This is a genomic window from Pseudomonas sp. PAMC 25886, from assembly GCF_000242655.1.
Classification (GTDB): domain Bacteria; phylum Pseudomonadota; class Gammaproteobacteria; order Pseudomonadales; family Pseudomonadaceae; genus Aquipseudomonas.
On record NZ_AHHC01000020.1, the window covers coordinates 64,734 to 88,838 of the forward strand.

Annotated in this window: 20 protein-coding genes; 12 read left to right on the forward strand and 8 right to left on the reverse strand. The window is 61.1% G+C overall.

The genetic code is table 11. From position 1 onward, the window contains the following. Positions 1 to 69 precede the first annotated feature (69 nt). Entirely contained in the window at positions 70 to 936 is an 867-nt protein-coding gene (locus tag MUM_RS0104245; RefSeq protein WP_010167390.1) for a LysR family transcriptional regulator, read from the forward strand. A gap of 41 nt (positions 937 to 977) precedes the next feature. Here the strand turns inward: MUM_RS0104245 and MUM_RS0104250 are convergent, their stop codons facing one another. Next, entirely contained in the window at positions 978 to 3,338 is a 2,361-nt protein-coding gene (locus tag MUM_RS0104250) for a glucose/quinate/shikimate family membrane-bound PQQ-dependent dehydrogenase (RefSeq protein WP_010167391.1), read from the reverse strand. A gap of 193 nt (positions 3,339 to 3,531) precedes the next feature. Here MUM_RS0104250 and MUM_RS0104255 point away from each other — a divergent pair, with 193 nt between their 5' ends. The 10 genes from MUM_RS0104255 to pqqE all read left to right on the forward strand — a co-directional run bounded on the left by MUM_RS0104255 (position 3,532) and on the right by pqqE (position 13,451). Then, positions 3,532 to 4,443, forward strand: a complete 912-nt coding sequence (locus tag MUM_RS0104255; RefSeq protein WP_010167392.1) for a sugar ABC transporter substrate-binding protein — start codon at positions 3,532 to 3,534, stop codon at positions 4,441 to 4,443. A gap of 56 nt (positions 4,444 to 4,499) precedes the next feature. After that, on the forward strand, positions 4,500 to 4,982 hold the full coding sequence (locus tag MUM_RS0104260; RefSeq protein WP_050543199.1) for an Lrp/AsnC family transcriptional regulator: 483 nt from the start codon (positions 4,500 to 4,502) through the stop codon (positions 4,980 to 4,982). A 167-nt stretch (positions 4,983 to 5,149) separates the two neighbouring features. Next, on the forward strand, positions 5,150 to 6,832 hold the full coding sequence (locus tag MUM_RS0104265) for a flavin monoamine oxidase family protein (protein WP_029615775.1): 1,683 nt from the start codon (positions 5,150 to 5,152) through the stop codon (positions 6,830 to 6,832). Positions 6,833 to 6,842: 10 nt separating this feature from the next. Continuing rightward, positions 6,843 to 7,637, forward strand: coding sequence for a carbon-nitrogen hydrolase family protein (locus MUM_RS0104270; protein WP_010167394.1), 795 nt, complete (start codon positions 6,843 to 6,845; stop codon positions 7,635 to 7,637). Positions 7,638 to 7,687: 50 nt separating this feature from the next. Further along, complete coding sequence (gene pqqF / locus MUM_RS0104275; RefSeq protein ID WP_010167395.1) at positions 7,688 to 10,051, forward strand: pyrroloquinoline quinone biosynthesis protein PqqF; 2,364 nt, start codon at positions 7,688 to 7,690, stop codon at positions 10,049 to 10,051. A 168-nt stretch (positions 10,052 to 10,219) separates the two neighbouring features. Beyond that, the gene (pqqA, locus tag MUM_RS1000000133005) at positions 10,220 to 10,294 is read left to right on the forward strand and encodes a pyrroloquinoline quinone precursor peptide PqqA (RefSeq protein WP_003194766.1); all 75 of its coding nucleotides are present in this window, start codon (positions 10,220 to 10,222) and stop codon (positions 10,292 to 10,294) included. Between the two features lie 77 nt (positions 10,295 to 10,371). Continuing rightward, positions 10,372 to 11,283, forward strand: a complete 912-nt coding sequence (gene pqqB, locus MUM_RS0104285; RefSeq protein WP_010167410.1) for a pyrroloquinoline quinone biosynthesis protein PqqB — start codon at positions 10,372 to 10,374, stop codon at positions 11,281 to 11,283. A gap of 11 nt (positions 11,284 to 11,294) precedes the next feature. Next, positions 11,295 to 12,047 (forward strand): pyrroloquinoline-quinone synthase PqqC, encoded by a 753-nt coding sequence (gene pqqC, locus MUM_RS0104290; RefSeq protein WP_010167412.1) that lies wholly within the window; start codon positions 11,295 to 11,297, stop codon positions 12,045 to 12,047. Then, positions 12,044 to 12,319 carry a pyrroloquinoline quinone biosynthesis peptide chaperone PqqD gene (pqqD, locus tag MUM_RS0104295; protein WP_010167414.1) on the forward strand — a complete coding sequence of 92 codons (276 nt, stop codon included), beginning with the start codon at positions 12,044 to 12,046 and terminating at the stop codon, positions 12,317 to 12,319. Before pqqC ends, pqqD begins: the two co-directional genes overlap by 4 nt. Further along, positions 12,312 to 13,451: a pyrroloquinoline quinone biosynthesis protein PqqE gene (gene pqqE / locus MUM_RS0104300; protein ID WP_008434380.1), complete on the forward strand. Its 1,140-nt coding sequence runs from the start codon at positions 12,312 to 12,314 to the stop codon at positions 13,449 to 13,451. Before pqqD ends, pqqE begins: the two co-directional genes overlap by 8 nt. Before the next feature lie 6 nt (positions 13,452 to 13,457). Here pqqE and MUM_RS1000000133010 read toward each other — a convergent pair whose 3' ends face one another. Together MUM_RS1000000133010 and MUM_RS0104310 are read right to left on the reverse strand one after the other, a co-directional pair. Further along, entirely contained in the window at positions 13,458 to 13,616 is a 159-nt protein-coding gene (locus MUM_RS1000000133010) for a YqaE/Pmp3 family membrane protein (RefSeq protein ID WP_003211049.1), read from the reverse strand. A 185-nt stretch (positions 13,617 to 13,801) separates the two neighbouring features. Beyond that, positions 13,802 to 15,082: an aspartate aminotransferase family protein gene (locus MUM_RS0104310; RefSeq protein ID WP_010167418.1), complete on the reverse strand. Its 1,281-nt coding sequence runs from the start codon at positions 15,080 to 15,082 to the stop codon at positions 13,802 to 13,804. A gap of 209 nt (positions 15,083 to 15,291) precedes the next feature. On the opposite strand from MUM_RS0104310, the gene MUM_RS0104315 reads away from it, so the two are divergent. Continuing rightward, positions 15,292 to 16,182, forward strand: a complete 891-nt coding sequence (locus MUM_RS0104315; RefSeq protein ID WP_010167419.1) for a LysR family transcriptional regulator — start codon at positions 15,292 to 15,294, stop codon at positions 16,180 to 16,182. A gap of 226 nt (positions 16,183 to 16,408) precedes the next feature. Here the strand turns inward: MUM_RS0104315 and MUM_RS0104320 are convergent, their stop codons facing one another. The 5 genes from MUM_RS0104320 to MUM_RS0104340 form a co-directional block, all read right to left on the reverse strand. Next, the gene (locus MUM_RS0104320; protein ID WP_010167421.1) at positions 16,409 to 18,187 is read right to left on the reverse strand and encodes an acyl-CoA dehydrogenase C-terminal domain-containing protein; all 1,779 of its coding nucleotides are present in this window, start codon (positions 18,185 to 18,187) and stop codon (positions 16,409 to 16,411) included. Positions 18,188 to 18,309: 122 nt separating this feature from the next. Continuing rightward, positions 18,310 to 20,094 (reverse strand): acyl-CoA dehydrogenase C-terminal domain-containing protein, encoded by a 1,785-nt coding sequence (locus MUM_RS0104325; RefSeq protein WP_010167423.1) that lies wholly within the window; start codon positions 20,092 to 20,094, stop codon positions 18,310 to 18,312. 90 nt (positions 20,095 to 20,184) lie between these two features. After that, positions 20,185 to 21,474 (reverse strand): GGDEF domain-containing protein, encoded by a 1,290-nt coding sequence (locus MUM_RS0104330; RefSeq protein WP_029615777.1) that lies wholly within the window; start codon positions 21,472 to 21,474, stop codon positions 20,185 to 20,187. Positions 21,475 to 21,679: 205 nt separating this feature from the next. Further along, positions 21,680 to 23,485, reverse strand: a complete 1,806-nt coding sequence (locus tag MUM_RS0104335) for a phenylacyl-CoA dehydrogenase (RefSeq protein ID WP_008434376.1) — start codon at positions 23,483 to 23,485, stop codon at positions 21,680 to 21,682. A 337-nt stretch (positions 23,486 to 23,822) separates the two neighbouring features. Continuing rightward, positions 23,823 to 24,104, reverse strand: coding sequence for a hypothetical protein (locus MUM_RS0104340; protein WP_010167428.1), 282 nt, complete (start codon positions 24,102 to 24,104; stop codon positions 23,823 to 23,825). Position 24,105 lies beyond the last annotated feature (1 nt).

Here is a 24,105-nt window from a genome sequence, read left to right on the forward strand (position 1 = left end):
TGCCGTCATCGATAGAAAGACGATAGTTTTCGCATCGAGCTCAAATTATTTCGATCAATCGAGACGTCCATGCTGCGGGAACTGAAAACCTTTATCGCCGTTACCCGTCATGGCACGTTCGCGGCGGCGGGCATGCATATCGGGCTGACGCAGTCGGCGGTCAGCGCGCAGATCCGCCAGTTGGAGCAGGTGCTTGGCGTGCAGTTGTTCGATCGCACCGGGCGCCAGGCCACGCTGAATGCGGCGGGTATCCGCGCGCTGCCGCTGGCCAAGGAAATTCTCGAGACGTTTAACCGCATGGCCGTGCCGGTGGACGCCAATGAATACCGTGGCGAGTTGAAAGTCGGCGCCATCACCACCGCCCAAACCGGCCTGCTACCGCAAGCCCTGGTGCGCCTGCGACACGCGGCGCCGACGGTGGAGTGCAAGTTGGTGCCGGGGGTTTCCCTGGAGCTGCTCAGCCAGGTGGACGCGGGCGAACTGGACTCGGCGATCATCATTCGCCCGCCCTTTGACTTGCCCAAGGAGTTGCACGTGCAGGTGCTGCGCAAGGAGCCGTTTGTGCTGATCGTGCCGCAAACGGTCAAGGGTGATGACCCGCTGCAGCTGCTCGCCGCTCAGCCCCATGTGCGCTACGACCGTGCTTCGTTTGGCGGGCGGCTGGTCAGCCGTTTTCTGCGGGATCAGCGGTTGGACGTGCAGGTTGCGCTGGAGCTGGACGAGATAGAAGCCCTCGTCAAGATGGTCGAATGCGGCCTGGGCGTTTCACTGGTTCCCCACGCCGGGCTATGGCTGGACCGATCCCCGCAGGTGCGGGTCATCCCGCTGGGCGAACTGACCTTTCACCGGGAAATCATCCTGCTGAGCCGCTACAGCCAACGCAACCTTCCCGTGCCGCAACTCTTTGCCCGGTGCCTGCTGGCTGACGTGAGCTAAGACGCAAAAAAAGCCGCACATCCGTGCGGCTTTTTCAGGCCCTATTTCTTGGGCAACGCATAGGCAATCACATAATCCCCGCGGTCCGGCGACTGTCGCGCGCCGCCGGCGGTGAGCACGATGTACTGCGTGCCCGTCTTGGGCGACACGTAGGTCATCGGCCCGGATTGGCTACCGACAGGCAAACGGGACTTCCAGATTTCGTTGCCGTTGCCGGTATCGAACGCGCGCAGGTAGAAGTCCTGGGTGCCGGCGAAGAACAACAGGCCAGACTGGGTCGCCAGCGACGCGCCGAGGGTCGGCATGCCAATCGGAATCGGCATGTGCATGCGGATGCCCAGCGGCCCGGTGTCTTCAACCGTGCCCACCGGTACTTGCCACATCAGCTTGTGGGTTTTCAAATCGATGGCCGACATGGTGCCGAACGGTGGTTTCTGACACGGAATGCCCGCTGCCGAGAGGAAGCGCTCGCGCATGGCGCCAAACGGCGTACCGGCCTGCGGCACCACACCCATCTCGATGCCGCTGGCACCGGCTGCGATCTTGTCGCGCGGGATCATATAGTTGGCCAAACCCAGGCGCATATCGTTGACGAACATGTAATTGGTGTTCGGGTCCACCGACACGCTGCCCCAGTTCATACCACCCAGCGAACCCGGGAATTGCAGCGCCCGGTCCAGGCCAGGCGGCGTATAGACGCCCTCATGACGCATGCCTTTGAACTGGATGCGGCACATCAACTGGTCAAACGGTGTGGCGCCCCACATATCGGATTCGGTCAGTTGCTGATTGCCGATCGACGGCATGTCCACCGAGAACGGCTGGGTCGGCGAATACCGCTCGCCGGGCACATTGCCCTGAGGCACCGGACGCTCTTCGACCCGGGCGATGGGCACGCCGGTTTCGCGGTTGAGCAGGAAGATTTCACCTTGTTTGGTGACTTGAGCCAGGGCCGGCTGTACGCCGCCGTTTCCATCCGGAATATCGTAGAGCAGCGGTTGCGCTGGCAGGTCGAAATCCCACAGGTCATGGTGCGTGGTCTGGAAGTGCCATCGCACCTGGCCGGTCTTCACGTCAATGGCGACGATGGAGGAGCTCCACTTGTCGTCATAGGCAGTACGCTCACCGGCAAAGAAGTCAGGGGTAGCGTTACCGGTGGGCAGGTAGACCAGGCCGAGCTTCGCGTCGTAGGACATGGCCGACCACACGTTCGGCGTCCCCCGAGTGTAAGTCTCACCCGCGGGTGGCCGTTTGGTGGTGTTCGGGTTGCCCGGGTCCCAGGCCCACACCAGTTCGCCGCTGTGCACGTCAAAGGCGCGCACCACGCCTGGCGGTTCGCCGGTGGAGAAGTTGTCTGCCACGCGGCCGCCGACGATCACCACATTGCCCGCCACCAGTGGCGTCGAGGTTTGCTGGTAATAACCGGCCTTCACTTCGCCCATGTCGGTTTTCAGGTCGACGGTGCCGTGGTCGCCGAAGTCTTCGCAGGGCGCGCCGGTTTCAGCATTGATCGCAATCAACCGGGCATCGCCGGTCGGCAGAAACAGACGTTTCACACAGGCTTTTGCGCCGGCAGGTTGCTCACTGGCGCTGCTGTCGAAATAACCCAGGCCCCGGCAACGCTGCCAGTTGGGACCGCTGCCCTGTGGGTCGAATTTCCAGCGCTGGGCGCCGGTGTCGGCATCCAGGGAGAAGACTTTGCCGTAGGCGGTGCACACGTAAACGCTGTCACCGATCTGCAGCGGGGTGTTCTGGTCTTCGGCGCCGGCGCCGTTGCTTTCAGGGATGTCGCCGGTGTGAAAGGTCCAAGCCACCTGCAACTTGTCGATGTTGCCTTTGTTGATCTGGTCCAGCGCGGCAAACCGATTGCCGGCGGTGGTATTGCCCCAGTGGGCCCAGTCTTTTTGCTCGGTGCCCGGTGTCACCGCAGTCACCGCAGGCTCACCGCTGGCCTTGACCACGTGAGTCGGCACAAACATGTACGCCAGGGTGGCGACCACGCCAAGGCCCAGCAGCCCGGCGACACCATAGGCACCACGCCCGGGTGTTGACCCCGAGGCGCGGGCGAGTTGTGGATAAATCAGTGCGACCACCAGGCCGATGACGGCAAAGGTCAGGACCCGCGACACCAAAGGCCAGTATTCCAGGCCCGTGTCCCACACTGCCCAGATCGCGGTCAGCACCAAGGCCAAGGCGTATAGCCACGCGCCTTGAGGCTTGCGCTTGGCGATCAGCACGCCGGAAACAAGCATCGCCAGGCCCATCAGCAGGAAATACCAACTGCCACCCAGCGCCACGAGGTAACCGCCACCGCCCGCCAAACCCAGGCCGATCAACGCGATCAGCAGGCCCAGCCCCATCAGCAAAAATCTGCTGCCGGTGGCAGCCCCAAAGTTATTCATCTCACAAACGTCCTTCCTGAATACCTAACGGGAAATAATGTACCAAATAGTTACTTTTAACAATCTGACCCAAATTAATGTGTTCGATCAGCGGCGAAAATAAATTCCGGGCGTTACTTGAAGTGGAATTTTATTTCCAATAGTGTTTGTTTCAGAATCTTTGTCGCACTAAAACAATAAAAAGGAACCTGTCATGAAGCGCCTGCTTGGCTGTGCCTGTGCCCTGTTGCTGTCCACCGCTGCCCACGCTGAATTGCGCATTGGGGTATCGGTCGGACAGTTTGATAACTACGTTTCCTACCTGGTGCAGGCCATGCAGGACCGAGCCAAGGCCTCGCCCGATGCAGTCAAGCTGCAGGTGGAAGATTCCGCCAGCGACGTAGTCCGCCAGTTGAACCAGGTGGAAAGCTTCATCAGCCAGAAAGTCGACGCGATCATCGTCAACCCGGCCGACACCGCCGCCACCCGCAAAATCACCGAAAAGGCCAACGCCGCCGGGATCCCGCTGGTGTATATGAACAGCCGCCCCGAGGTTGAAACCTTCCCGCCGGGCGTCGTCTTCGTCGGCACCGACGAGCGCGCGATTGGCCGGATGCAGATGGAATACCTGGCCGAGAAGATGGGCGGCAAAGGCAACCTGGCGATCATCCTCGGGCGCCTCGCCCACAGCGACACCGGCAAGCGCACCAGTGGCGTCAAGGATGTGCTGGCCAAGTACCCCGAGATCAAAGTCGTTGAAGAACAGTCCGGCGACTGGCAGCGGGAAAAAGGCATGGACCTGATGAATGAATGGCTGACCAAGGGCCAGACCATCAATGCCGTGGCCTCCAACAATGACGAGATGGGTATTGGCGCCGCCATGGCCCTGCGCCAGACCGGGCGCCAGGACATTCTGGTGGGCGGCATCGACGGCACGCCGGACGGTTTGCAGGCGCTGAAGAAAGGCCAACTGGCAGTGACCGTATTCCGCGACCCGGTGGCCATCGGTGCGGGCTCGGTGGACGCGGCGCTGATGCTGATCAAGCACGCTGCCCTGCAAGGCGATGTATGGGTTCCGACCCAACTGGTCACCCCGGAAAACTACCCGCAGTTCCTGCACAACTGAGCCTAACGCCGCCGCGAGCATCAAGGGGAATGAGCCTGTAACATGCTTGCCCATTGATGCCCGCGCCGGAGAACACCTTGCCCGCCTCTCACCCTCCCGTCCTCGATGAAATCGATCGCCAGTTGATCGCCGCGTTGCAGATCAACGCCCGCGAAAGCGTGGCCATGCTCGCCCGGCAACTGGGCATCGCGCGCACCACCGTCACCTCGCGCCTGGCGCGCCTGGAAAAAACCCAAGTGATTACCGGCTATGGCGTGCGCCTGAGCCAGCGGGTGGTGGATGGCGGTTTACAGGCCTACGTGGGGATTACCGTGCAACCGCGCTCCGGCAAGGAAGTGCTGCGCCGGATCAGTGCCATGGCGCAGGTTCAGCAACTGTGTGCGGTCAGCGGCGAGTTCGATTACGTGGCCTGGCTGCGCACCGATTCGCCGGAGCAGCTGGATCAACTGCTGGACCAGATCGGCAGTGTCGACGGTGTAGAGAAGACCACCACCTCGATCATCCTCAGTAACAAACTGGATCGCGGGCAACCAATCTGACCATCACCTTCGTCACTCTGACTAAAAACAATTCAATCCGACGACACATTGCGTCTTATTAACGAACGCTACGCTCCCTAGAATGGCTGCCATCTTTTCCTATACTCAGCGGGTCGCGCCCCGCCGAGCCGCCAGCAAGGTCAGCCATGAGCATTCCTTCCAGCACCATCAGCAAGCCCAATCGCCACCCTGCCAACGGTAAAAAACCGATCACCATCTTTGGCCCGGACTTCCCGTTCGCCTTCGATGACTGGATCGAACACCCGGCCGGCCTGGGCAGCATTCCAGCGGCCAACCATGGCGCCGAAGTGGCGATCGTCGGCGCCGGGATTGCCGGCTTGGTGGCCGCCTATGAGCTGATGAAGCTCGGCCTGAAACCGGTGGTGTACGAAGCCTCGAAAATGGGTGGCCGCCTGCGTTCCCAGGCGTTTGAAGGCGCCGAAGGCATCATTGCCGAGCTGGGCGGCATGCGCTTCCCGGTGTCCTCCACCGCGTTCTACCACTACGTGGACAAACTCGGGCTGGAGACCAAACCGTTTCCCAACCCGCTGACGCCCGCTTCCGGCAGCACGGTCATCGACCTCGAAGGCCAGACTCACTACGCACAGAAACTCGCCGACCTTCCTGCACTGTTCCAGGAAGTGGCTGACGCCTGGGCCGACGCCCTGGAAGCCGGATCGCAGTTCGCCGATATCCAGCAAGCCATCCGCGACCGTGACGTACCGCGCCTGAAAGAGCTGTGGAATACGCTGGTTCCGTTGTGGGACGACCGCACCTTCTACGACTTCGTCGCTACCTCCAAGGCGTTCGCCAAGTTGTCCTTCCATCACCGCGAAGTGTTCGGCCAGGTCGGCTTCGGCACCGGTGGCTGGGACTCGGACTTCCCCAACTCGATGCTGGAAATCTTCCGCGTGGTGATGACCAACTGCGACGACCACCAGCACCTGGTGGTCGGCGGTGTCGCCCAGGTACCCATGGGCATCTGGCGCCATGTGCCGGAGCGTTGTGCCCACTGGCCCGAAGGCACCAGCCTCAGCTCCTTGCACCACGGCGCGCCACGGGCCGGGGTCAAGCGCATTGCCCACGCATCGGATGGCCGTTTCGCCGTCACCGACAACTACGGCGACACCCGCGAATACGCCGCCGTGCTGACCACCTGCCAGAGCTGGCTGCTGACCACCCAGATCGAGTGCGACGAAACCTTGTTCTCGCAGAAGATGTGGATGGCCCTCGATCGCACCCGCTACATGCAATCGTCGAAGACTTTCGTGATGGTCGACCGCCCGTTCTGGAAGGATAAGGACCCGGAAACGGGCCGCGACTTGATGAGCATGACGCTGACCGACCGCCTGACCCGTGGCACCTATCTGTTCGACAATGGCGACGACAAGCCTGGGGTGATTTGCCTGTCCTACTCGTGGATGAGCGACGCGCTGAAGATGCTCCCGCAGCCGATCGAAAAACGCGTAAAACTGGCCCTCGACGCGCTGAAAAAGATCTACCCGAAAGTCGATATTGCCGCGCGGATCATCGGCGATCCGATCACCGTGTCGTGGGAAGCCGACCCGCATTTCCTCGGTGCTTTCAAGGGCGCGCTGCCGGGCCACTATCGCTACAACCAACGGATGTACGCGCACTTCATGCAGAAGGACATGCCGGCAGAGCAACGCGGTATTTTCATTGCCGGTGACGACGTATCCTGGACGCCTGCGTGGGTTGAAGGCGCGGTGCAAACCTCGCTGAACGCGGTGTGGGGCATCATGACTCACTTCGGTGGTAGCACTCACCCACAGAACCCGGGGCCGGGCGATGTGTTCGATGAAATCGGGCCGATCGCACTGCCCGAGTAAGGAGTTGCCCATGCGTGTCGCCCTGTATCAATGCCCGCCTTTGCCGCTGGACGTGGCCGGCAATCTCAAGCGCCTGCATCAACTGGCGCAAGAGGCTACCGACGCCGACCTGCTGGTGCTGCCGGAGATGTTTCTCACCGGCTATAACATCGGCCTGGAAGCGGTCGGCGCCCTGGCGGAAGCTCAGGACGGCCCGTCTGCGCAGTCCATCGCTGCGCTGGCAAAAAACTCGGGTGTGGCGATTCTCTATGGTTATCCGGAACGCGGGGCTGACGGGCAGATCTACAACGCCGTGCAGTTGATCGACGCCAACGGCCAGCGCCTGTGCAACTACCGCAAGACCCACCTGTTTGGCGACCTCGACCACTCGATGTTCAGCCCCGGAGACGATGAGTTTCCGCTGGTGGAATTGAACGGCTGGAAGCTGGGGTTCCTGATTTGCTATGACCTGGAATTCCCGGAAAACACTCGGCGCCTGGCGCTGGCGGGGGCGGAGTTGATCCTGGTGCCGACGGCCAATATGGTGCCCTTCGATTTCGTCGCCGATGTCACCGTGCGGGCGCGGGCGTTTGAAAACCAGTGTTATGTGGCCTACGCCAACTATTGCGGGCAGGAAGGCGAGATCCAGTATTGCGGGCAAAGCAGCATCGCCGCGCCGGATGGCCAGCGGATTGCCCAGGCGGGTCTTGATGAAGCGTTGATTGTCGGCACTCTGGATCGACAACTGATGATCGACTCCCGCGCGGCCAATCGCTACCTGCTGGACCGTCGCCCGGAGCTCTACGGTGCGTTGCACAAGCACTGATCCGGCAGGTTTGCGCTAGCATAGGCACTTCCTACGTTTCGGAAGTGCCCATGCCTGCGCCGGCCCACCCTCATCACCTTCAATTGACCCTGGCCAACGGCCTGCAGGTTTCCTTGCATCATGCGCCGCGTTTGAAGCGCTGCGCGGCGGCCTTGCGCGTTGCAGCGGGCAGTCATGATGTGCCCTTGGCGTGGCCGGGACTGGCGCATTTCCTTGAGCATCTGTTGTTTCTGGGGACTGAGCGTTTTCCTGCAAATGAAGGGCTGATGGCTTACGTGCAGCGTCAGGGTGGCCAGGTCAACGCCAGCACTCGCGAACGCACTACCGACTTTTTCTTTGAGGTGCCGGTTCCGGCATTTGATGCGGCGCTGGAGCGCCTGGGGGATATGCTCGCCCATCCGCGCCTGGCCCCGGAAGACCAGTTGCGTGAGCGTGAAGTGTTGCACGCGGAATTTATCGCCTGGTCGCAAGATGCCACGGCCCAACAGCAACAGGCGTTGCTGCAAGGCGTTGCGGCGGATCATCCGCTGCGGGCGTTTCATGCGGGCAACCGGGATAGCTTGCCGGTAGAGCGTGAGGATTTTCAGCAAGCGTTGCGGGATTTTTATGAAGGCTTCTATCAGACCGGGCAGATGACCTTGAGCCTGGCGGGCCCTCAATCACTGGCGGAGCTGGAGGCTTTGGCGAAGCAGTTTGGCGCTGCGTTGAAGACCGCACCGCTGAAGCCACAGGTGCCTGCACCCGCGTTGCTGGCCGGCATTCAACGGACCTATCAACACACCAATGAACACCACTGGCATCAGGTGGTGGTGAGCGAAGCATCCCCTGAAGCCCTGGATTTCCTGTGCCTGTGGCTGAACGCTTCGGCCCCGGGTGGGTTGCTCGCCGAGTTGCAGGCGCGACAGTGGGTCAGCGCCCTCAGCGCGACGGTGCTGTATCAGTTCGGCGGCCAGGCGCTGCTGGATATCAAGTTCACCCTGGACACGCTCGGTGCCCGGCAAACCACCGTGATCGAAGAACTGTTGCACGACTGGTTGAGCTTTTTCGCACACAGCGATTGGACGCTGCTGCGGGAAGAGTACGCCTTGCTGCTCGCGCGCAAACGACAGGTCAGCGGCGCCCTGGCACTGGCCCGGCAGGACAGCGAGCCGGTCCTGTCCGAGCACAGCGCCACGTCCCTCAAGGCGCTGCTGGACTCACTGCAACTGCCGCCGTCCCGGCACGCCTGGCAACTGCCACCTGACAATCCGTTCCTGCGTCCGGCAGCCCGGGAGGAACGCCCTGGGCTGATTCGCGGCCAAACCAGCGCCCATCGCGGTTTGCGCACGTTCGCCCAGGATCGCTCCCGCGGACGAAAGGATCTTTCGGCGCTGACCTTCAGCCAGGCGTTGCCAGGTGACACAGACGAGGGGGCGATTTACCTCCGCTGGCAGCTGGATTCGCCGCTACCCACAGACCTTTTCCCACGCCTGCGCGAGAACGCTAGCCAAGCGGGCGTCGAACTTGCCTTCGAGACCATTGGCAATCACTGGCAACTGAAAATGGTCGGGCTTCACGACCCCATGCCGGCGGTATTGGCAGAAGTGGCGCGCAGCCTGATACAACTTGATGAAAAAGCTGGAGCATCCACCCGTGCGGCACCGGCAATGGCCATCCGGCAGTTGCTCAAGGCATTGCCCTCTTGTTGCGCAGGCATCACGCCCGCAAGCCCACCACCTCACGAGGACCGATGGTCAACGGCCCGCTGGCAAGGGCTTGCAGTCGGGCTGCCCGCCAGCTGCGAAGAGGCCATTAAAACTGCTGCCGGGAAACTGCCCGGCCAACCGGCAACGGCCATCACTGAACGTCCTTCATCCGGCGGCCAGCACTTTTGGCACGAGGTAAGTACCGATTCCACCGACGCCGCGTTGCTGCTGTTCTGCCCGACACCGACCCAATCCCTGGCCGACGAAGCATGCTGGCGTTTGCTTGCACACCTGATGCAGGCGCCGTTCTACCAGCGCCTACGGGTCGATTTGCAACTGGGCTACGCGGTGTTCAGCGGCATCCGACAGTTCAATGGGCAAACCGGGCTGCTGTTCGGGGTGCAATCTCCCAGCGCTTCCCTCGCGCAAATTCTCGATCATCTGCAAACGTTCCTGAAACAGCTGCCCGCCCTGATCAACAGCAGCGAACTGCCGGCTGATCTGGCCCGGCAATTTGCCCTCGATGCCCTGCCCACTGCCCAAGCCGCTGAACTGCTCTGGCACGCCCATTTGGCGGGCCACCCGTCGGATTACATCAATCAGTTGCAAGATTTCATCCAGACCCGCACCCGCAAGGATTTAATGGACGCTGCACAGCGACTCAATGCGGCTGCAGGCGGCTGGCACTGCGTGGCCAATGGCCCGCTCAGCGCCGGTCTCTGGCAATGATCAGGCTGATCATTGCCGCTTCGGTAAAAGGCTTTTTCCCACAGGACAGCGCTATCTTCAAAAGAAGTACGTAACATTCACATGCACACATCTGAACATCTCCGCTTGGAGGTGGACTATATGTATTACCTGGTAGTAAACGTCCCATCCCATCGTAGGAGTAAGAACATGACTTGGTCCAAACCTGCTTACACTGATCTGCGCATCGGCTTTGAAGTCACCATGTACTTTGCCAGCCGCTGATTGGCTTTGTATCGCAATGCAACGCCTCGGCTCGCCCGGGGCGTTTTTATTTTTGAGTTGTGTGTAATGGAGCGGCCATGTTTGTCCAGATTCTTGGTTCCGCCGCGGGCGGTGGTTTCCCGCAATGGAACTGCAACTGCGTGAACTGCGCAGGTTTTCGCGACGGTAGCCTGCGGGCCGAGGCGCGCACCCAATCGTCCATCGCGATTTCCGATGACGGCGTGAACTGGGTCTTGTGCAACGCCTCGCCGGACATTCGCGCCCAGCTTCAAGGGTTCGCCCCGATGCAACCCGGCCGTGCCCTGCGGGACACCGGCATCAGCGCGATCATCCTGATGGACAGCCAGATCGACCACACCACCGGCCTGCTCAGCCTGCGCGAAGGCTGCCCGCACCAGGTGTGGTGCACCGACATGGTCCATGAAGACCTGAGCACCGGCTTCCCGCTGTTCACCATGCTGACCCACTGGAACGGCGGGCTGGCCTGGAACCGCATCGAGCTGGACGCCAGCTTCACGATTCCCGCCTGCCCCAACCTGCGCTTTACGCCGTTGCCCCTGCGCAGCGCAGCACCGCCCTACTCGCCTCACCGATTCGACCCACACCCGGGCGACAACATCGGCCTGATCGTCGAAGACCTGCGCACCGGCGGCAAGCTGTTCTATGCGCCGGGCCTGGGCAAGGTCGACGGGCCGTTGCTGGAAATCATGGCCGGCAGCGATTGCCTGCTGGTGGACGGGACGATGTGGGATGACGACGAAATGCAGCGCCGTGGCGTCGGCACCCGTACTGGCCGCGAGATGGGCCACCTGGCACAAAATGGCCCCGGCGGCATGCTGGAAGTGCTGGAGCAGTTGCCCAAGCAGCGCAAGGTGCTTATCCACATCAACAACACCAACCCGATCCTGGATGAGGACTCGCCCGAGCGAGCCGAGTTGCTGCGGCGCAATGTGGAAGTGGCGTACGACGGCATGAGCATTGAATTGTAGGAGCGAGCCAAATGACTGACATACCGCTGACCACCGCCGAGTTCGAACAGGCCCTGCGGGCCAAGGGCGCCTTCTACCATATCCATCACCCGTATCACGTGGCGATGTATGAAGGCCGTGCCACCCGCGAACAGATCCAGGGCTGGGTCGCCAACCGCTTTTATTATCAGGTGAACATTCCCCTCAAGGACGCCGCCATCCTGGCCAACTGCCCGGACCGAGAGATCCGTCGTGAGTGGATCCAGCGCCTGCTGGATCACGACGGTGCCCCTGGCGAAGACGGCGGCATCGAAGCCTGGCTGCGTCTGGGCCAGGCAGTCGGCCTGGACCCGGATCAACTGCGCTCCCAGGAATTGGTACTGCCCGGCGTACGATTTGCCGTAGACGCCTACGTCAACTTCGCCCGCCGCGCCAGCTGGCAGGAAGCCGCCAGCAGTTCCCTGACCGAGCTGTTCGCGCCGCAGATCCACCAGTCGCGTCTCGACAGCTGGCCGCAGCATTACCCATGGATCGACCCGGCCGGCTATGAGTATTTCCGCACCCGCCTGGGCCAGGCCCGCCGGGATGTGGAGCACGGTCTGGCAATCACCCTGCAGCACTACACCACCCGCGAAGGCCAGGAGCGCATGCTGGAAATTCTCCAGTTCAAACTGGACATTCTTTGGAGCATGCTCGATGCCATGAGCATGGCTTACGAACTGAAACGCCCGCCGTACCACAGCGTGACTGATCAGCGTGTATGGCATAAGGGGATCACCCTATGAGCTTCGATCGCAGCAAAAAACCGGCCTGGCGCCAGGGCTATCGCTTCCAGTACGAACCGGCGCAAAAAGGCCATGTGCTGCTGTACCCGGAAGGCATGATCAAGCTCAACGACAGCGCCGCATTGATCGGTGGTTTGATCGATGGCGAGCGCGACGTCAGCGCGATCATCGCCGAGTTGGACCAGCAATTCCCGGGTGTGCCCGAACTCGGTGAAGACATCGAGCAATTCATGGAGGTTGCCCGTGCTCAGCACTGGATCGAACTTGCCTGACCTGCCACCCAAGCCGGAAATCGGCCTGCCGCTCTGGTTGCTGGCCGAGCTGACCTACCGCTGCCCGCTGCAATGCCCGTATTGCTCCAACCCGCTGGATTTCGCCGAGCAGGGCAAGGAGCTGAGCACTGAACAGTGGATCAAGGTATTTCGCGAAGCCCGGGAAATGGGCGCCGCGCAACTGGGGTTTTCCGGCGGTGAGCCGCTGGTGCGCCAGGACCTCGCCGAACTGATCGCCGAGGCGCGCAAACTGGGGTTCTACACCAACCTGATCACCTCCGGCATCGGCCTGACCGAGCAGAAGATCAGCGACTTCAAGAAGGCTGGGCTGGACCATATCCAGATCAGCTTCCAGGCCAGCGACGAGCAAGTGAACAACCTGCTGGCCGGCTCGAAAAAAGCCTTCGCGCAAAAACTGGAAATGGCCCGGGCAGTAAAAGCCCATGGCTACCCGATGGTGCTGAACTTCGTCACCCATCGGCACAATATCGACAAGATCGACCGCATCATCGAGCTGTGCATTGCGTTGGAAGCGGACTTTGTCGAGCTTGCCACCTGCCAGTTCTACGGCTGGGCCCAGCTCAACCGGGTCGGCCTGTTGCCGACCCAGGAACAACTGGTGCGCGCCGAACGCATCACCAACGAGTACCGCGCCAAGCTCGAAGCCGAAGGCCACCCGTGCAAGCTGATCTTTGTTACGCCGGATTACTACGAGGAGCGCCCGAAAGCCTGCATGAATGGCTGGGGCAGTATCTTTCTGACGGTGACACCGGACGGCACTGCCCTACCGTGCCACGGTGCCCGACAGATGCCGGTGCAATTTCCCAACGTGCGCGACCACAGCATGCAACACATCTGGTACGACTCGTTCGGCTTCAACCGCTTTCGCGGCTATGACTGGATGCCCGAGCCATGCCGCTCATGCGACGAGAAGGAAAAGGACTTCGGTGGCTGCCGCTGCCAGGCGTTCATGCTGACCGGAGATGCCAGCAACGCCGACCCGGTGTGCAGCAAATCGGAGCATCACGGGATGATCCTCCAGGCCCGCGAGGAAGCGGAGCATGCCACCCAGACCATCGAGCAACTGGCCTTTCGCAATGAGCGCAACTCACGGCTGATTGCGAAAGGCTGAGGCCTGTTAACGTTTGGCGATGATATACACGGCGTGCACGATGCCCGGAATGTAACCGCACAAGGTCAGCAGAATATTCAGCCAGAACGCGCCAGCGAAACCCACTTGCAGGAACACACCCAGTGGCGGCAGCAGAATGGCGATGATGATGCGAATGATATCCATGGGTTTAGCTCCTGAAAATCGGCTCGTGTGAGCCGTACAAGCTAATCGACCTTGGGCGTTCGTGAGGGTTCAGTGGGATCTGGCACGAGGCCATCCTCTAATCAGCAAACAAAAAAACGCCCCCAGCCAAAAGAATCAGGCTGGAGGCGCCGCGTATACCGCGAGACGGTTCAGGAAATACGGGGTTAAACGGCAATGCCCTTGCGGCATTGCAGCTGCGCGGTGCGCACCCGGGAAAAGGCCCGGGCCAGGCGCAGGAGCATTTCGTCGACGTTGCTTTTGCTCAGCGTGAGCGCCGGGGTGAAGCGCAGGCAGTCGGGTTGCGGCGCGCCCAGGATCAGACCTTCACTCAGCGCTGCCTTTACCACTGCATCTGCCGAGTCTTCCGACAGGGTCAGTCCCCATAGCAGGCCCTGGCCGCGCAATTCGCCCTGGCCATAACGATGCGCCAGGCGTGCCAGCCCTTCGCCCAGGTAGGCACCGACGTCGCATAGGTGTTCAAGAAATCCGTGGTTCAGCACCGTATCGAGCACCGCCACGCCAGCAGATGCCATCAGCGCGTTGCCGTGGTGGGTGCCTTCCAGCTCACCGAGTTCAAAACAACACGCCTTGCCCCGCGCCAGCAACGCCGCCAATGGCACACCACCACCCAGGCCTTTGCCCAGGGTGATGATGTCGGCGCGGACGCCATAGTGCTGTTCGGCGAGTAAAGTGCCACAACGGCCGGTGCCGGTTTGCACTTCATCGAGGATCAGCAGGATCCCCAGCTCGCGGCACAGGCGCTCGACGCCCTTGAGGTAATGCTCGGTCGCGGGGATCACGCCGGCATCGTTCTGGATCGGTTCCAACATGATTGCCACGGTTTGCGCGTCGACCGCTGCATGCAGCGCCGGCAGGTCGTTGAACGGCACGTGACTGAAGCCTGGCAACTGCGGCTCGAAGCGGTTTTCACTGGCGGCCGCCGAGGCCGACATCGCGGCAAAACTGCGACCATGGCAACCGTTGCTGGCGGTGATGATGCGATAGGCGCCGCCGCGATGGAGCTGACCCCATTTGCGCGCCAGCTTGATCGCCGCTTCGCAGGCTTCGGCACCGCTGTTGAGCAGGTAGGCCTGGTCGCTGCCGGTGCGATGGCATAGGCGGTCGGCGAGGTTCAGTTGAGCGCGGTTGTGCAGGCCGTTACCAGGATTAATCAGCGACTGGGCCTGATCGGCTAGCGCCTTGGTCAATACTTGCGGGCTGTGACCCAGGCTGTTGGCGCCGCCGCCCTGATTGAAATCGAGGTAGGCACGGTCTTCGCTGTCCCACAGCCAGGAACCCTGGCCGCGTATAAACACTTGGGGCGGACGCGTCACGCTGGGCATCAAACAATCGCTGGAAAGGTCGTCGCGCAGTGTCGGGGTTTTCGCGTCGAGAATCAGATCATCCAGACTGGGGACCGGGCGACGCAGGTTGAACAGGTTCATGAATGAACCCCGCTGGCAATCGCACCTTGGTCGGTACTGCCGCTCAACCCATGGCTGAGGTTTTTTGCCCTGCCTATGCAAACACCGTCAACATAAACACTACTCATCGCGCTTTCCGGCCCTGTAAGCCCTGTGAATAGGCGCTAGACTAGGCGTCTCGGGGGCACTCGGCCATTTCGATTTTCCAGCTTTTTCGATAAGCGTTACTTATGGATTTCAAGCAACTGCGTTATTTCGTCGCGGTGTATGAAGAAGGCCACGTGGGGCGGGCTGCAGAGCGCCTGTCGATCTCCCAGCCGGCTTTGTCGCAGCAGATTCGCCAGCTCGAACAGAACCTCGATGTGAGCCTGTTCGAACGCAGCAGCAAGCGCCTGCTGCCGACCCTCGCCGCCCACACGTTGTACAACCATGCCCTGCCCCTGCTCGACGGCATGCAGCATGCCGTGGAAGCGCTGCGCAACTTCAAGGGCCAGGCGTTGCGCACCCTGGCGATCGGCGTGCTGCAAACCGTGCACACCAGCCTGGTGCCGCAGATGCTCGAGCGGGTGCGCAAGGCGCAGCCGCACCTGGTGGTGCAGATCTACGAATTGACCGGTATGGAAATCGAACGCCGGCTGCTCAATGGCTCGCTGGATATCGGCATCAGCTACCTGCCGCCGCGCCAGCCGGGATTACACGGCGTGCTGCTGTATGAAGATGAACTGAAAGTGGTCATCCCGTCCGACCACCCGCTGCGGGAATTCAAGAAAGTCTCCTTGAAGCAGGCCGCCGAGTTGCCGATGTTACTGCTCGGGGAAGAGTTTCAGGTGCGGCAGATATGGCAAGGCCAACTGGCCAACCTGGGTCGACGCCCGCAAGTGCAGGCAGAGTTGAATACGATGGTGGGGATTCTCGACAGCCTGCCCCACACCAAGCTGGCGACAGTGCTGCCCGGACGCTCCCAGGACGAACACAACAGCAAGGGGTTGCTGTGGAAACCGTTGAGCGAACCACGGGTGCCGTTGAAAGTCGGGTTGGTGTGCCGGGATGTGCAGCGTCAGCAGGCGACGCTGGAGTTGTTGCGCACGCTGCTGGAAGACGTGATGAACGCGCCTGTCTGACTTTTTCGCAGGCAAAAGAAAACCCCGCCGAAGCGGGGCTTTGCAGACTGTTTCCCTGACATCCATTTCACTCCGCCTTCCTGGCAGAATCCTACGTGTCCGTGTTGTTGCTTTGCGCTTCCTGCGCGACGTCCATGTGAAGTAGATTATCCGTGGATCCAATATGGCGATAGAGGACGAATAGCAGCACGTCATGTAAGAGAATGCTTACACGCCCTCCAAGCCCTTAGAACTGGCCTTCATCCAGCAAAAACAGCGATTCGCTACCGGCTTTTACCGAAGCACTGAGGGACGCGATCCGCGGCAGCAGGCGGGCAAAGTAGAACCGCGCGGTGCCCAGTTTGCTGGCGTAGAAATCTTCCTGAGCTTCTTTGCCCAAGGCCGCCTTGGCCATCAGCGCCCACATGTAGGCGTATGCCATGTAGCCGAAGGCGTGCAGGTACTCCACCGACGCCGCACCGATTTCATTCGGGTTCGACTTGGCGCGATCCAGCAACCAGGCGGTCAGTTCGTCCAGGTCATCCACCGCCGCGTTCAGCGGTTTGGTGAACTCGGCCAGTTCGGCACCGGCCGTGCCGGTGAAATGGCGAATCTCGTCGGCGAATAACTTGTAGAACGCCCCGCCGCTGCCGACGATCTTGCGGCCTACCAGGTCCAGGGCCTGAATGCCGTTGGTGCCTTCGTAGATCTGGGTGATGCGTACATCGCGTACCAGTTGCTCCTGGCCCCATTCGCGAATGTAGCCGTGGCCGCCGAAAATCTGCTGGCCGTGCACGGTGGTTTCCAGGCCCAGGTCGGTCAGGAACGCCTTCGCCACCGGGGTCAGCAAGGCCACCAGGTCGTCCGCACGTTTGCGGGCGGTGGCGTCTTCACTGAACTTGGCGGTATCCAACTGCATCGCGACGTAGGTGGAGAATGCGCGGCCACCTTCGTTCGAGGCTTTCATGGTCAGCAGCATGCGACGCACGTCCGGGTGGACGATGATCGGGTCGGCGACCTTGTCCTTGGCCTTCGGACCGGTTGGCGAACGGCTTTGCAGGCGGTCGCGGGCATATTCGATAGCGTTCTGATAAGAGCGCTCGCCGGAGGCCAGGCCCTGAATGCCGACGCCCAGACGCTCATAGTTCATCATGGTGAACATCGCCGCCAGGCCACGGTTGGGTTCGCCCACCAGGTAGCCCACGGCTTCGTCGAAGTTCATCACGCAGGTCGCGGACGCCTGGATGCCCATCTTGTGCTCGATGGAGCCACAGGTCACCGGGTTGCGCGCGCCCAGGCTGCCATCGGCATTCACCATGAACTTGGGCACCAGGAACAGCGAGATCCCCTTGGGACCCGCCGGTGCGTCCGGCAGCTTGGCCAGCACCAGATGGATGATGTTGTCAGTGAGGTCGTGCTCGCCACCGGTGATGAAGATCTTGGTCCCGCTGACCTTGTAGGAACCGTCCGCCTGAGGCTCGGCCTTGGTCCGAATAATCCCCAGGTCAGTGCCCGCATGCGGCTCGGTCAGGCACATGGAACCGGCCCACACGCCGGAGTACATATTCGGCAGGTAAGTGGCTTTGAGTTCTTCGCTGGCGTGGGTGTTGATCGACACGCAGGCGCCGGAGGTCAGCATCGGGTACAGGCCGAAGGCCAGGCCCGAGGAGTTGATCATCTCTTCAACCTGGGCCGACACCGCCTTGGGCATGCCCATGCCGCCGTAGGTTGGGTCGCCGCCCACGCCCACCCAACCGCCTTCGGCGTAGGTTTTGTAGGCGTCCTTGAAGCCGGCCGGGGTGAAGACTGCGCCATTCTCCCAGCGGCAGCCTTCTTCGTCGCCGCCGCGGCTGAGCGGGGCGACGGTCTTGGAGGTGACTTTGCCGGCTTCTTCGAGGATTGCCTCAACGGTCTCGGCGTCGACGGTCTCTGCCAGCGCGGGCAGTTGGGCCCAGAGTTTGGCGACCTCGAAAACTTCGTTGAGGACGAAGCGCATATCGCGCAGCGGCGCTTTGTAGTCAGCCATGGCAAACCTCGTGAGAACTTAAAAGTGATTCGGGTGGTGTCAGTTTTACAGACCCCGAGTGTAACCGAACAACTTTTGTGACACATAGGGTCTGCTTGTGACCAACAAGTATTTTACGGTCACTAAAGTGCAAACAGCTCCGCCGGCAGACTCATCAGACACTCACTGCCCGCCTCTACCGCCGCCCGATGGGCGGCCGTGCGTGGCAACAGGCGCTTGAAGTAGAACTCGCACGTGGCCAGTTTGCCCCGATGGTAATCGGCATCACCGCTGCTGCTGTCCAACTGCTCTTGTGCCACCAGTGCCATGCGCAGCCACAGGTAGGCGAGGATGATGTAGCCGCTGTACATCAAGTAATCCAGAGCGGCGGCGCCGACTTCATCGGGGTTTTTCATCGCCGCCATGCCCACCTTGACCGTCAGCTCGCCCCACTGCTGATTCAACTGGTTGAGCTGCGCCACATGGGCCTTGAGTTGCGGATGCTCCGCATTGGCTGCACAGAACTTGTGGACGACTTTGGTAAAGCCCCGCAGCAGCTTGCCCTGGCTGCCGAGCACCTTGCGCCCGAGCAAATCCAACGCCTGGATACCGTTGGTGCCTTCATAGATCGGCGCAATCCGGCAATCGCGAACCAGCTGCTCCATGCCCCATTCACGAATAAAGCCATGGCCGCCGAACACTTGCATGCCGTGGTTGGTCACCTCCAGCCCGGTTTCGGTCATGAAGGCCTTGCAGATCGGCGTGAGAAACGCCAACAAGTCTTCAGCCTCCTGGCGCTGGCCCTCGTCAGCACTCAGGTGCGCGGTATCGAGCAACTGTGCGGTGAAATAGGTCAACGCCCGGTTGCCTTCGTTGAAGGCTTTCATGGTGAGCAACATGCGCCGCACATCCGGGTGGACGATGATCGGGTCGGCGGCTTTTTCCGGAGCCTTGGCGCCAGTCAGCGAGCGCATCTGCAAGCGATCGTTGGCGTACTTGATCGCGCCCTGGAAGCTGGCTTCACCCAGGCAAAGGCCCTGCATCCCGGTACCCAGGCGTGCATGGTTCATCATGGTGAACATGCAGTTGAGACCCTTGTTCGCCTCACCAATCAGGAAACCCCGGGCGCCATCGAAGTTCAGCACGCAGGTGGCCGAAGCCTTGATGCCCATCTTGTGCTCGATGGAGCCACAGCTCACACCGTTGCGCTCACCCGAATCGGCGTGGAACTTGGGCACGATAAACAGCGAGATACCCTTGGTCCCGGCCGGTGCGTCCGGCAGCTTGGCCAACACCAGGTGGATGATGTTTTCACTCATGTCGTGCTCGCCGGCCGAGATGAAAATCTTGCTGCCGGTGACCGCGTAGCTGCCGTCTGCCTGAGGCACGGCGCGGGTCTTGATCAGCCCCAGGTCGGTGCCGCAATGGGCTTCGGTCAGGCACATGGTGCCGGTCCACTGGCCTGCGGTGAGTTTGCTCAGGTACGTGTTTTTCTGCTCGTCAGTGCCGTGGGCGTGGATCGCCGACATCGCACCGTGAGTCAGGCCGGGGTACATGCCCCAGGAGGTGTTGCTGGAGGCGATCATCTCGGCAAGCACCAGCCCGAGGGACATCGGCAAGCCTTGCCCGCCGTAGGCCGGGTCTGCCGCCAAACCGTGCCAGCCGCCTTCTACGTACTGGGCGAAGGCTTCCTTGAAGCCTTTCGGCGTGGTCACCACACCGTTGTCGAAATGGCAGCCTTCTTCATCGCCGGAGCGGTTCAACGGCGACAGCACGTTTTCGCAGAATTTCGCGCCTTCTTCGAGGATCGCGCCCACCATGTCAGGGCTGGCATCGTTCGCCCCCAGCGCCGCGTAGTGGCCATGGAAATCAAAGACGTGATCGATCAGAAAGCGCATGTCGCGCAGGGGAGCTTTATAGTCAGGCATGGCAATGTCTCCGGCAGCAGATACCTTCAACCTACTGCCGCACGGCCTGCCGGACAATCACTGTAGGGCCGCTGAATACAGCACCATCACTCAACCGGCAGCGCCGCCCATGCGCACCGCGCCCCGGCGACTTTGCCCTGCGGCCACCACGCAATTACGCCCGGCGCCCTTGGCGCTGTACAGCGCCTGGTCGGCGGATTTGAGCACTTCTTCGGGCGTACGCTGCTCAGCCTGGCGCTCGGCCACGCCGATGCTGACGGTCACCGACACGCTCGACGCGCCACTGCCAGCACGACGCTGGCGACCCTGCTGGTCGTCGTGGGGACGGTCCGGGTTACGCAGCTTGATGTCGTAGTTGGCGATGATTTCGCGAATCTCTTCCAGGTGCGGCAGGCATTCATCGAGGGTCTTGCCGGCGAACACCACCGCAAACTCTTCACCGCCATACCGGTAGGCGCGGCCGCCGCCGTTGACCTTCGACAGCTTGCTGGCGACCAGGCGCAATACCTGGTCGCCCACGTCGTGGCCATGGGTGTCGTTGAAGCGTTTGAAGTGATCGACGTCGCCCATGGCCAGCACATAGTTGCGCCCCAGGCGCTGCATACGCTCATTGAGCGCGCGGCGCCCCGGCAGCCCGGTCAGCTCGTCACGGAAGGCCATTTGATACGCCTCGTGCGCCACCCCGGCGGCAATCATCAGCATCACCTGGCTGCACATGATATTCAGCGTGAACGGCAGGATGAAAGTCTGCGGCAACATCCAGAACAACCCGATCAAGCCCACCAGTTGCGCGGCGTGCAGCGGCCTTGGCTGGTACCAGTACTGCGCGGCCAGGGTGACAAAACCAATCAGGAACATCGGGTAGGACAACTGGATCAGGCTCATCCAGCGGCCATGCAAGGCGGGCCAGCGAATCTCGGCCAACCAGTTCAACAAGGCGTGGGGGAAACTTTGCTCAAGGGCCAGCGCCACGCTGCCAACCGCGAGCAACACCGCGCAACGTGCGACGAAGTCGCGAAACAGGTGGGTTTTTTCCTGCCACACCGCATAGATGCCGAACAGCAGTGGCAGCAACAGGCAGCACAGATGGAAGACCACCGCCGCGTCTTCCCGGACCCGGCCATTGTCACGGTAGTAATCAGTCTGGGTGTCCAGCAGGAAATAGATGACGTACACCGTGATCATCAGGAACAGCTCGCGCTGGCGACGGTAGACCGCGCAGTACGAGCCGCCCAGCAGCAACACCAGGGTCGGCAGTACGTTGAACAGTGAAGTGAAGAACACATTGAGATCCTTCACGTACGCAGCCGAGAGCCCCGCCAGCAGTAATAGCAGTGAAGGTAAAAAATGACTGAAACGTACAGCGGACGCGCGCGACAAGGGTAAAGCTCCGACCCACTAAAAAGATGGCACAGTGCCTTCACTGATCACAGTTAAGCACATTCAATGTGATGCGTATCACATTGCCATCACTTTAACGGCCGCACGGCGCAATCCCTGAGTGCTGCGCTGTGGTTTTTTATCGCGCAAAAAAAACCGCCGCTCCCGAAGGAGCGGCGGCTTTTTGAAATGAACCCGCCGAGGCTTAGTAGCCCAGGTCGAAGTTCTCTTCTTTCATGTCCATCAGGTTGTTGGCGCCCGACAGCATGGTTGCAACGTGGGTGCGGGTACGCGGCAGGATGCGCTGGAAGTAGAAGCGCGCAGTCTGCAGCTTGGCGGTGTAGAAGCCTTCTTCGGTGGTGCCGGCAGCCAGTTTCTCGGCAGCCAGGCGGGCCATGTCGGCCCAGAAGTAAGCCAGGCACGCGTAGCCGGAGTACATCAGGTAATCCACCGAGGCGGCACCGACTTCTTCGCGGTCTTTCATGGCTGCCATGCCGACCTTCATGGTCAACTCGCCCCACTCTTTGTTCAGTGCAGCCAGCGGTGCAACGAATTCCTGTACGGCTTCGTTGCCTTCGTTAGCCTGGCAGAACTTGTGCACGATCTTGGTGAAGCCCTTCAGCGCTTCGCCTTGGGTCATCAGCACTTTACGGCCCAGCAGGTCGAGGGCCTGGATGCCGGTGGTGCCTTCGTACAGCATCGAAATGCGGCTGTCGCGAACGTTCTGCTCCATGCCCCACTCGGCGATGAAGCCGTGGCCGCCGTAGATTTGCACGCCGTGGTTGGCGGCTTCAAAACCGACTTCGGTCATGAACGCCTTGGCAATCGGGGTCATGAAGGCCAGCAGTGCGTCAGCCTGTTTCTTGGCTTCGTCGTCGGTGCCGTACTTGACCACGTCAACCTGCTTGGCGGTGAAGTACACCATCGCGCGGTTGCCTTCGGCGAAGGCTTTCATGGTCAGCAGCATGCGGCGCACGTCCGGGTGCACGATGATCGGGTCGGCTGCCTTGTCCGGCGCTTTCGGGCCAGTCAGGGAGCGCATTTGCAGGCGGTCACGGGCATATTTCAGGCCGCCCTGGAAGCCGATTTCAGCGTGGGACAAGCCTTGCAGCGCGGTACCCAAACGAGCGGTGTTCATAAAGGTGAACATGCAGTTCAGGCCTTTGTTCGCCGGGCCGATCAGGAAACCGGTGGCCGCGTCGAAGTTCATCACGCAAGTGGCGTTACCGTGGATGCCCATCTTGTGTTCCAGGGAACCGCAGGACACCGCGTTGCGCTCGCCAATCGAACCGTCTGCGTTCGGGACGAACTTGGGAACGATGAACAGCGAAATGCCTTTGGTGCCGGCCGGTGCATCCGGCAGGCGGGCCAGCACGATGTGGACGATGTTGTCGGCCATGTCGTGTTCACCGGCCGAGATGAAGATCTTGGTGCCGGAAACCTTGTAGGAACCGTCAGCCTGAGGTTCGGCCTTGGTGCGCAGCATGCCTAGGTCGGTGCCGCAGTGCGGTTCGGTCAGGCACATGGTGCCGGTCCACTCGCCCGACACCAGCTTGGTCAGGTAAGCCTCTTGCTGCTCGGGAGTGCCGTGCTCGGAAATGGTGTTCATCGCGCCATGGGACAGGCCCGGGTACATGCCCCACGACCAGTTGGCTTCGCCGACCATTTCGCTGACCGCCAGGCCGAGGGACTCCGGCAGGCCTTGGCCACCGTGCGCCACGTCGTGGGCCAGGCTCGGCCAGCCGCCTTCAACGAATTGTTTGTAGGCTTCTTTGAAACCGGTAGGGGTTTTAACGCCTGACTCGCTCCAGGTGCAACCTTCGATGTCACCCACGCGGTTCAGCGGTGCCAGTACCTGCTCACAGAACTTGGCGCCTTCTTCCAGAATGGCGTCAACCATGTCCGGGGTAGCGTCCTGGCAAGCCGGCAGGCTCTGATAGTGCGCTTCATAGCCAAGCAGTTCGTCACGAACGAAGCGAATATCACGCAAGGGGGCCTTGTAGTCAGGCATAGCGATAAACCTCTGCTGATGTATCTGGGATGAACAACCGCGTGGATGTGTTATTGCGGTCAAACAGTTGTTTGAAACATACGTTTACGACCAATCCTTGTCAAGCGTCGCGCAAATGCCGTTTGTCATGACGTGGGTCAACGTCAGGCACGGCAAGGCCTGCAGCGAAATGCCGCATGACGATTCAGGGTGAAAAAAGATTATTGAGCGGTGAAGATCAATGTGGGAGCTGGCTTGCCTGCGATGCAGGCGCCGCGGTGTATCAGGAGGATCGAGGTGACGCTATCGCAGGCAAGCCAGCTCCCACAGAGAAGCCAGCTCGCACGATAAGAGGGGGTTATGCGTAAGTGTCGATCAACGTGCCGAGCATTTCGTCGGAAGCCTTCGCGACTTTGGCGCCCAACTCGACCTGGAACTTGCCTTGGGCCATCTCGACCATATTGCTGGCCGAATTGCTTGCCTGATTGGCGTCTACCGAACGCAGCCGATCATTTTGTGCGTCCGAAGGCTGGGTAGTGGCGGCGCTGGCGATCTTGCCGGCGGCCTGGTCGACACGGTTCTGCCCGGTCTGAATCGCGCTCAGCCCCGAGTAAAACGCACTGCTACCAGAGATTTCCATG

What these genes read in the sequence shown, in the direction of transcription:
- pqqF (WP_010167395.1), top strand. Translation starts at nt 7,688, where the DNA reads ATGCCTGCGCCGGCCCACCCTCATCACCTTCAATTGACCCTGGCCAAC.
- MUM_RS0104270 (WP_010167394.1), top strand. Translation starts at nt 6,843, where the DNA reads ATGCGTGTCGCCCTGTATCAATGCCCGCCTTTGCCGCTGGACGTGGCC.
- MUM_RS0104245 (WP_010167390.1), top strand. Translation starts at nt 70, where the DNA reads ATGCTGCGGGAACTGAAAACCTTTATCGCCGTTACCCGTCATGGCACG.
- MUM_RS0104340 (WP_010167428.1), bottom strand. Translation starts at nt 24,104, where the DNA reads ATGGAAATCTCTGGTAGCAGTGCGTTTTACTCGGGGCTGAGCGCGATT.
- MUM_RS0104260 (WP_050543199.1), top strand. Translation starts at nt 4,500, where the DNA reads ATGCCCGCGCCGGAGAACACCTTGCCCGCCTCTCACCCTCCCGTCCTC.
- MUM_RS0104335 (WP_008434376.1), bottom strand. Translation starts at nt 23,485, where the DNA reads ATGCCTGACTACAAGGCCCCCTTGCGTGATATTCGCTTCGTTCGTGAC.
- pqqB (WP_010167410.1), top strand. Translation starts at nt 10,372, where the DNA reads ATGTTTGTCCAGATTCTTGGTTCCGCCGCGGGCGGTGGTTTCCCGCAA.
- pqqD (WP_010167414.1), top strand. Translation starts at nt 12,044, where the DNA reads ATGAGCTTCGATCGCAGCAAAAAACCGGCCTGGCGCCAGGGCTATCGC.
- MUM_RS0104255 (WP_010167392.1), top strand. Translation starts at nt 3,532, where the DNA reads ATGAAGCGCCTGCTTGGCTGTGCCTGTGCCCTGTTGCTGTCCACCGCT.
- pqqC (WP_010167412.1), top strand. Translation starts at nt 11,295, where the DNA reads ATGACTGACATACCGCTGACCACCGCCGAGTTCGAACAGGCCCTGCGG.
- MUM_RS0104250 (WP_010167391.1), bottom strand. Translation starts at nt 3,338, where the DNA reads ATGAATAACTTTGGGGCTGCCACCGGCAGCAGATTTTTGCTGATGGGG.
- MUM_RS0104310 (WP_010167418.1), bottom strand. Translation starts at nt 15,082, where the DNA reads ATGAACCTGTTCAACCTGCGTCGCCCGGTCCCCAGTCTGGATGATCTG.
- MUM_RS0104320 (WP_010167421.1), bottom strand. Translation starts at nt 18,187, where the DNA reads ATGGCTGACTACAAAGCGCCGCTGCGCGATATGCGCTTCGTCCTCAAC.
- MUM_RS1000000133010 (WP_003211049.1), bottom strand. Translation starts at nt 13,616, where the DNA reads ATGGATATCATTCGCATCATCATCGCCATTCTGCTGCCGCCACTGGGT.
- MUM_RS0104315 (WP_010167419.1), top strand. Translation starts at nt 15,292, where the DNA reads ATGGATTTCAAGCAACTGCGTTATTTCGTCGCGGTGTATGAAGAAGGC.
- MUM_RS0104325 (WP_010167423.1), bottom strand. Translation starts at nt 20,094, where the DNA reads ATGCCTGACTATAAAGCTCCCCTGCGCGACATGCGCTTTCTGATCGAT.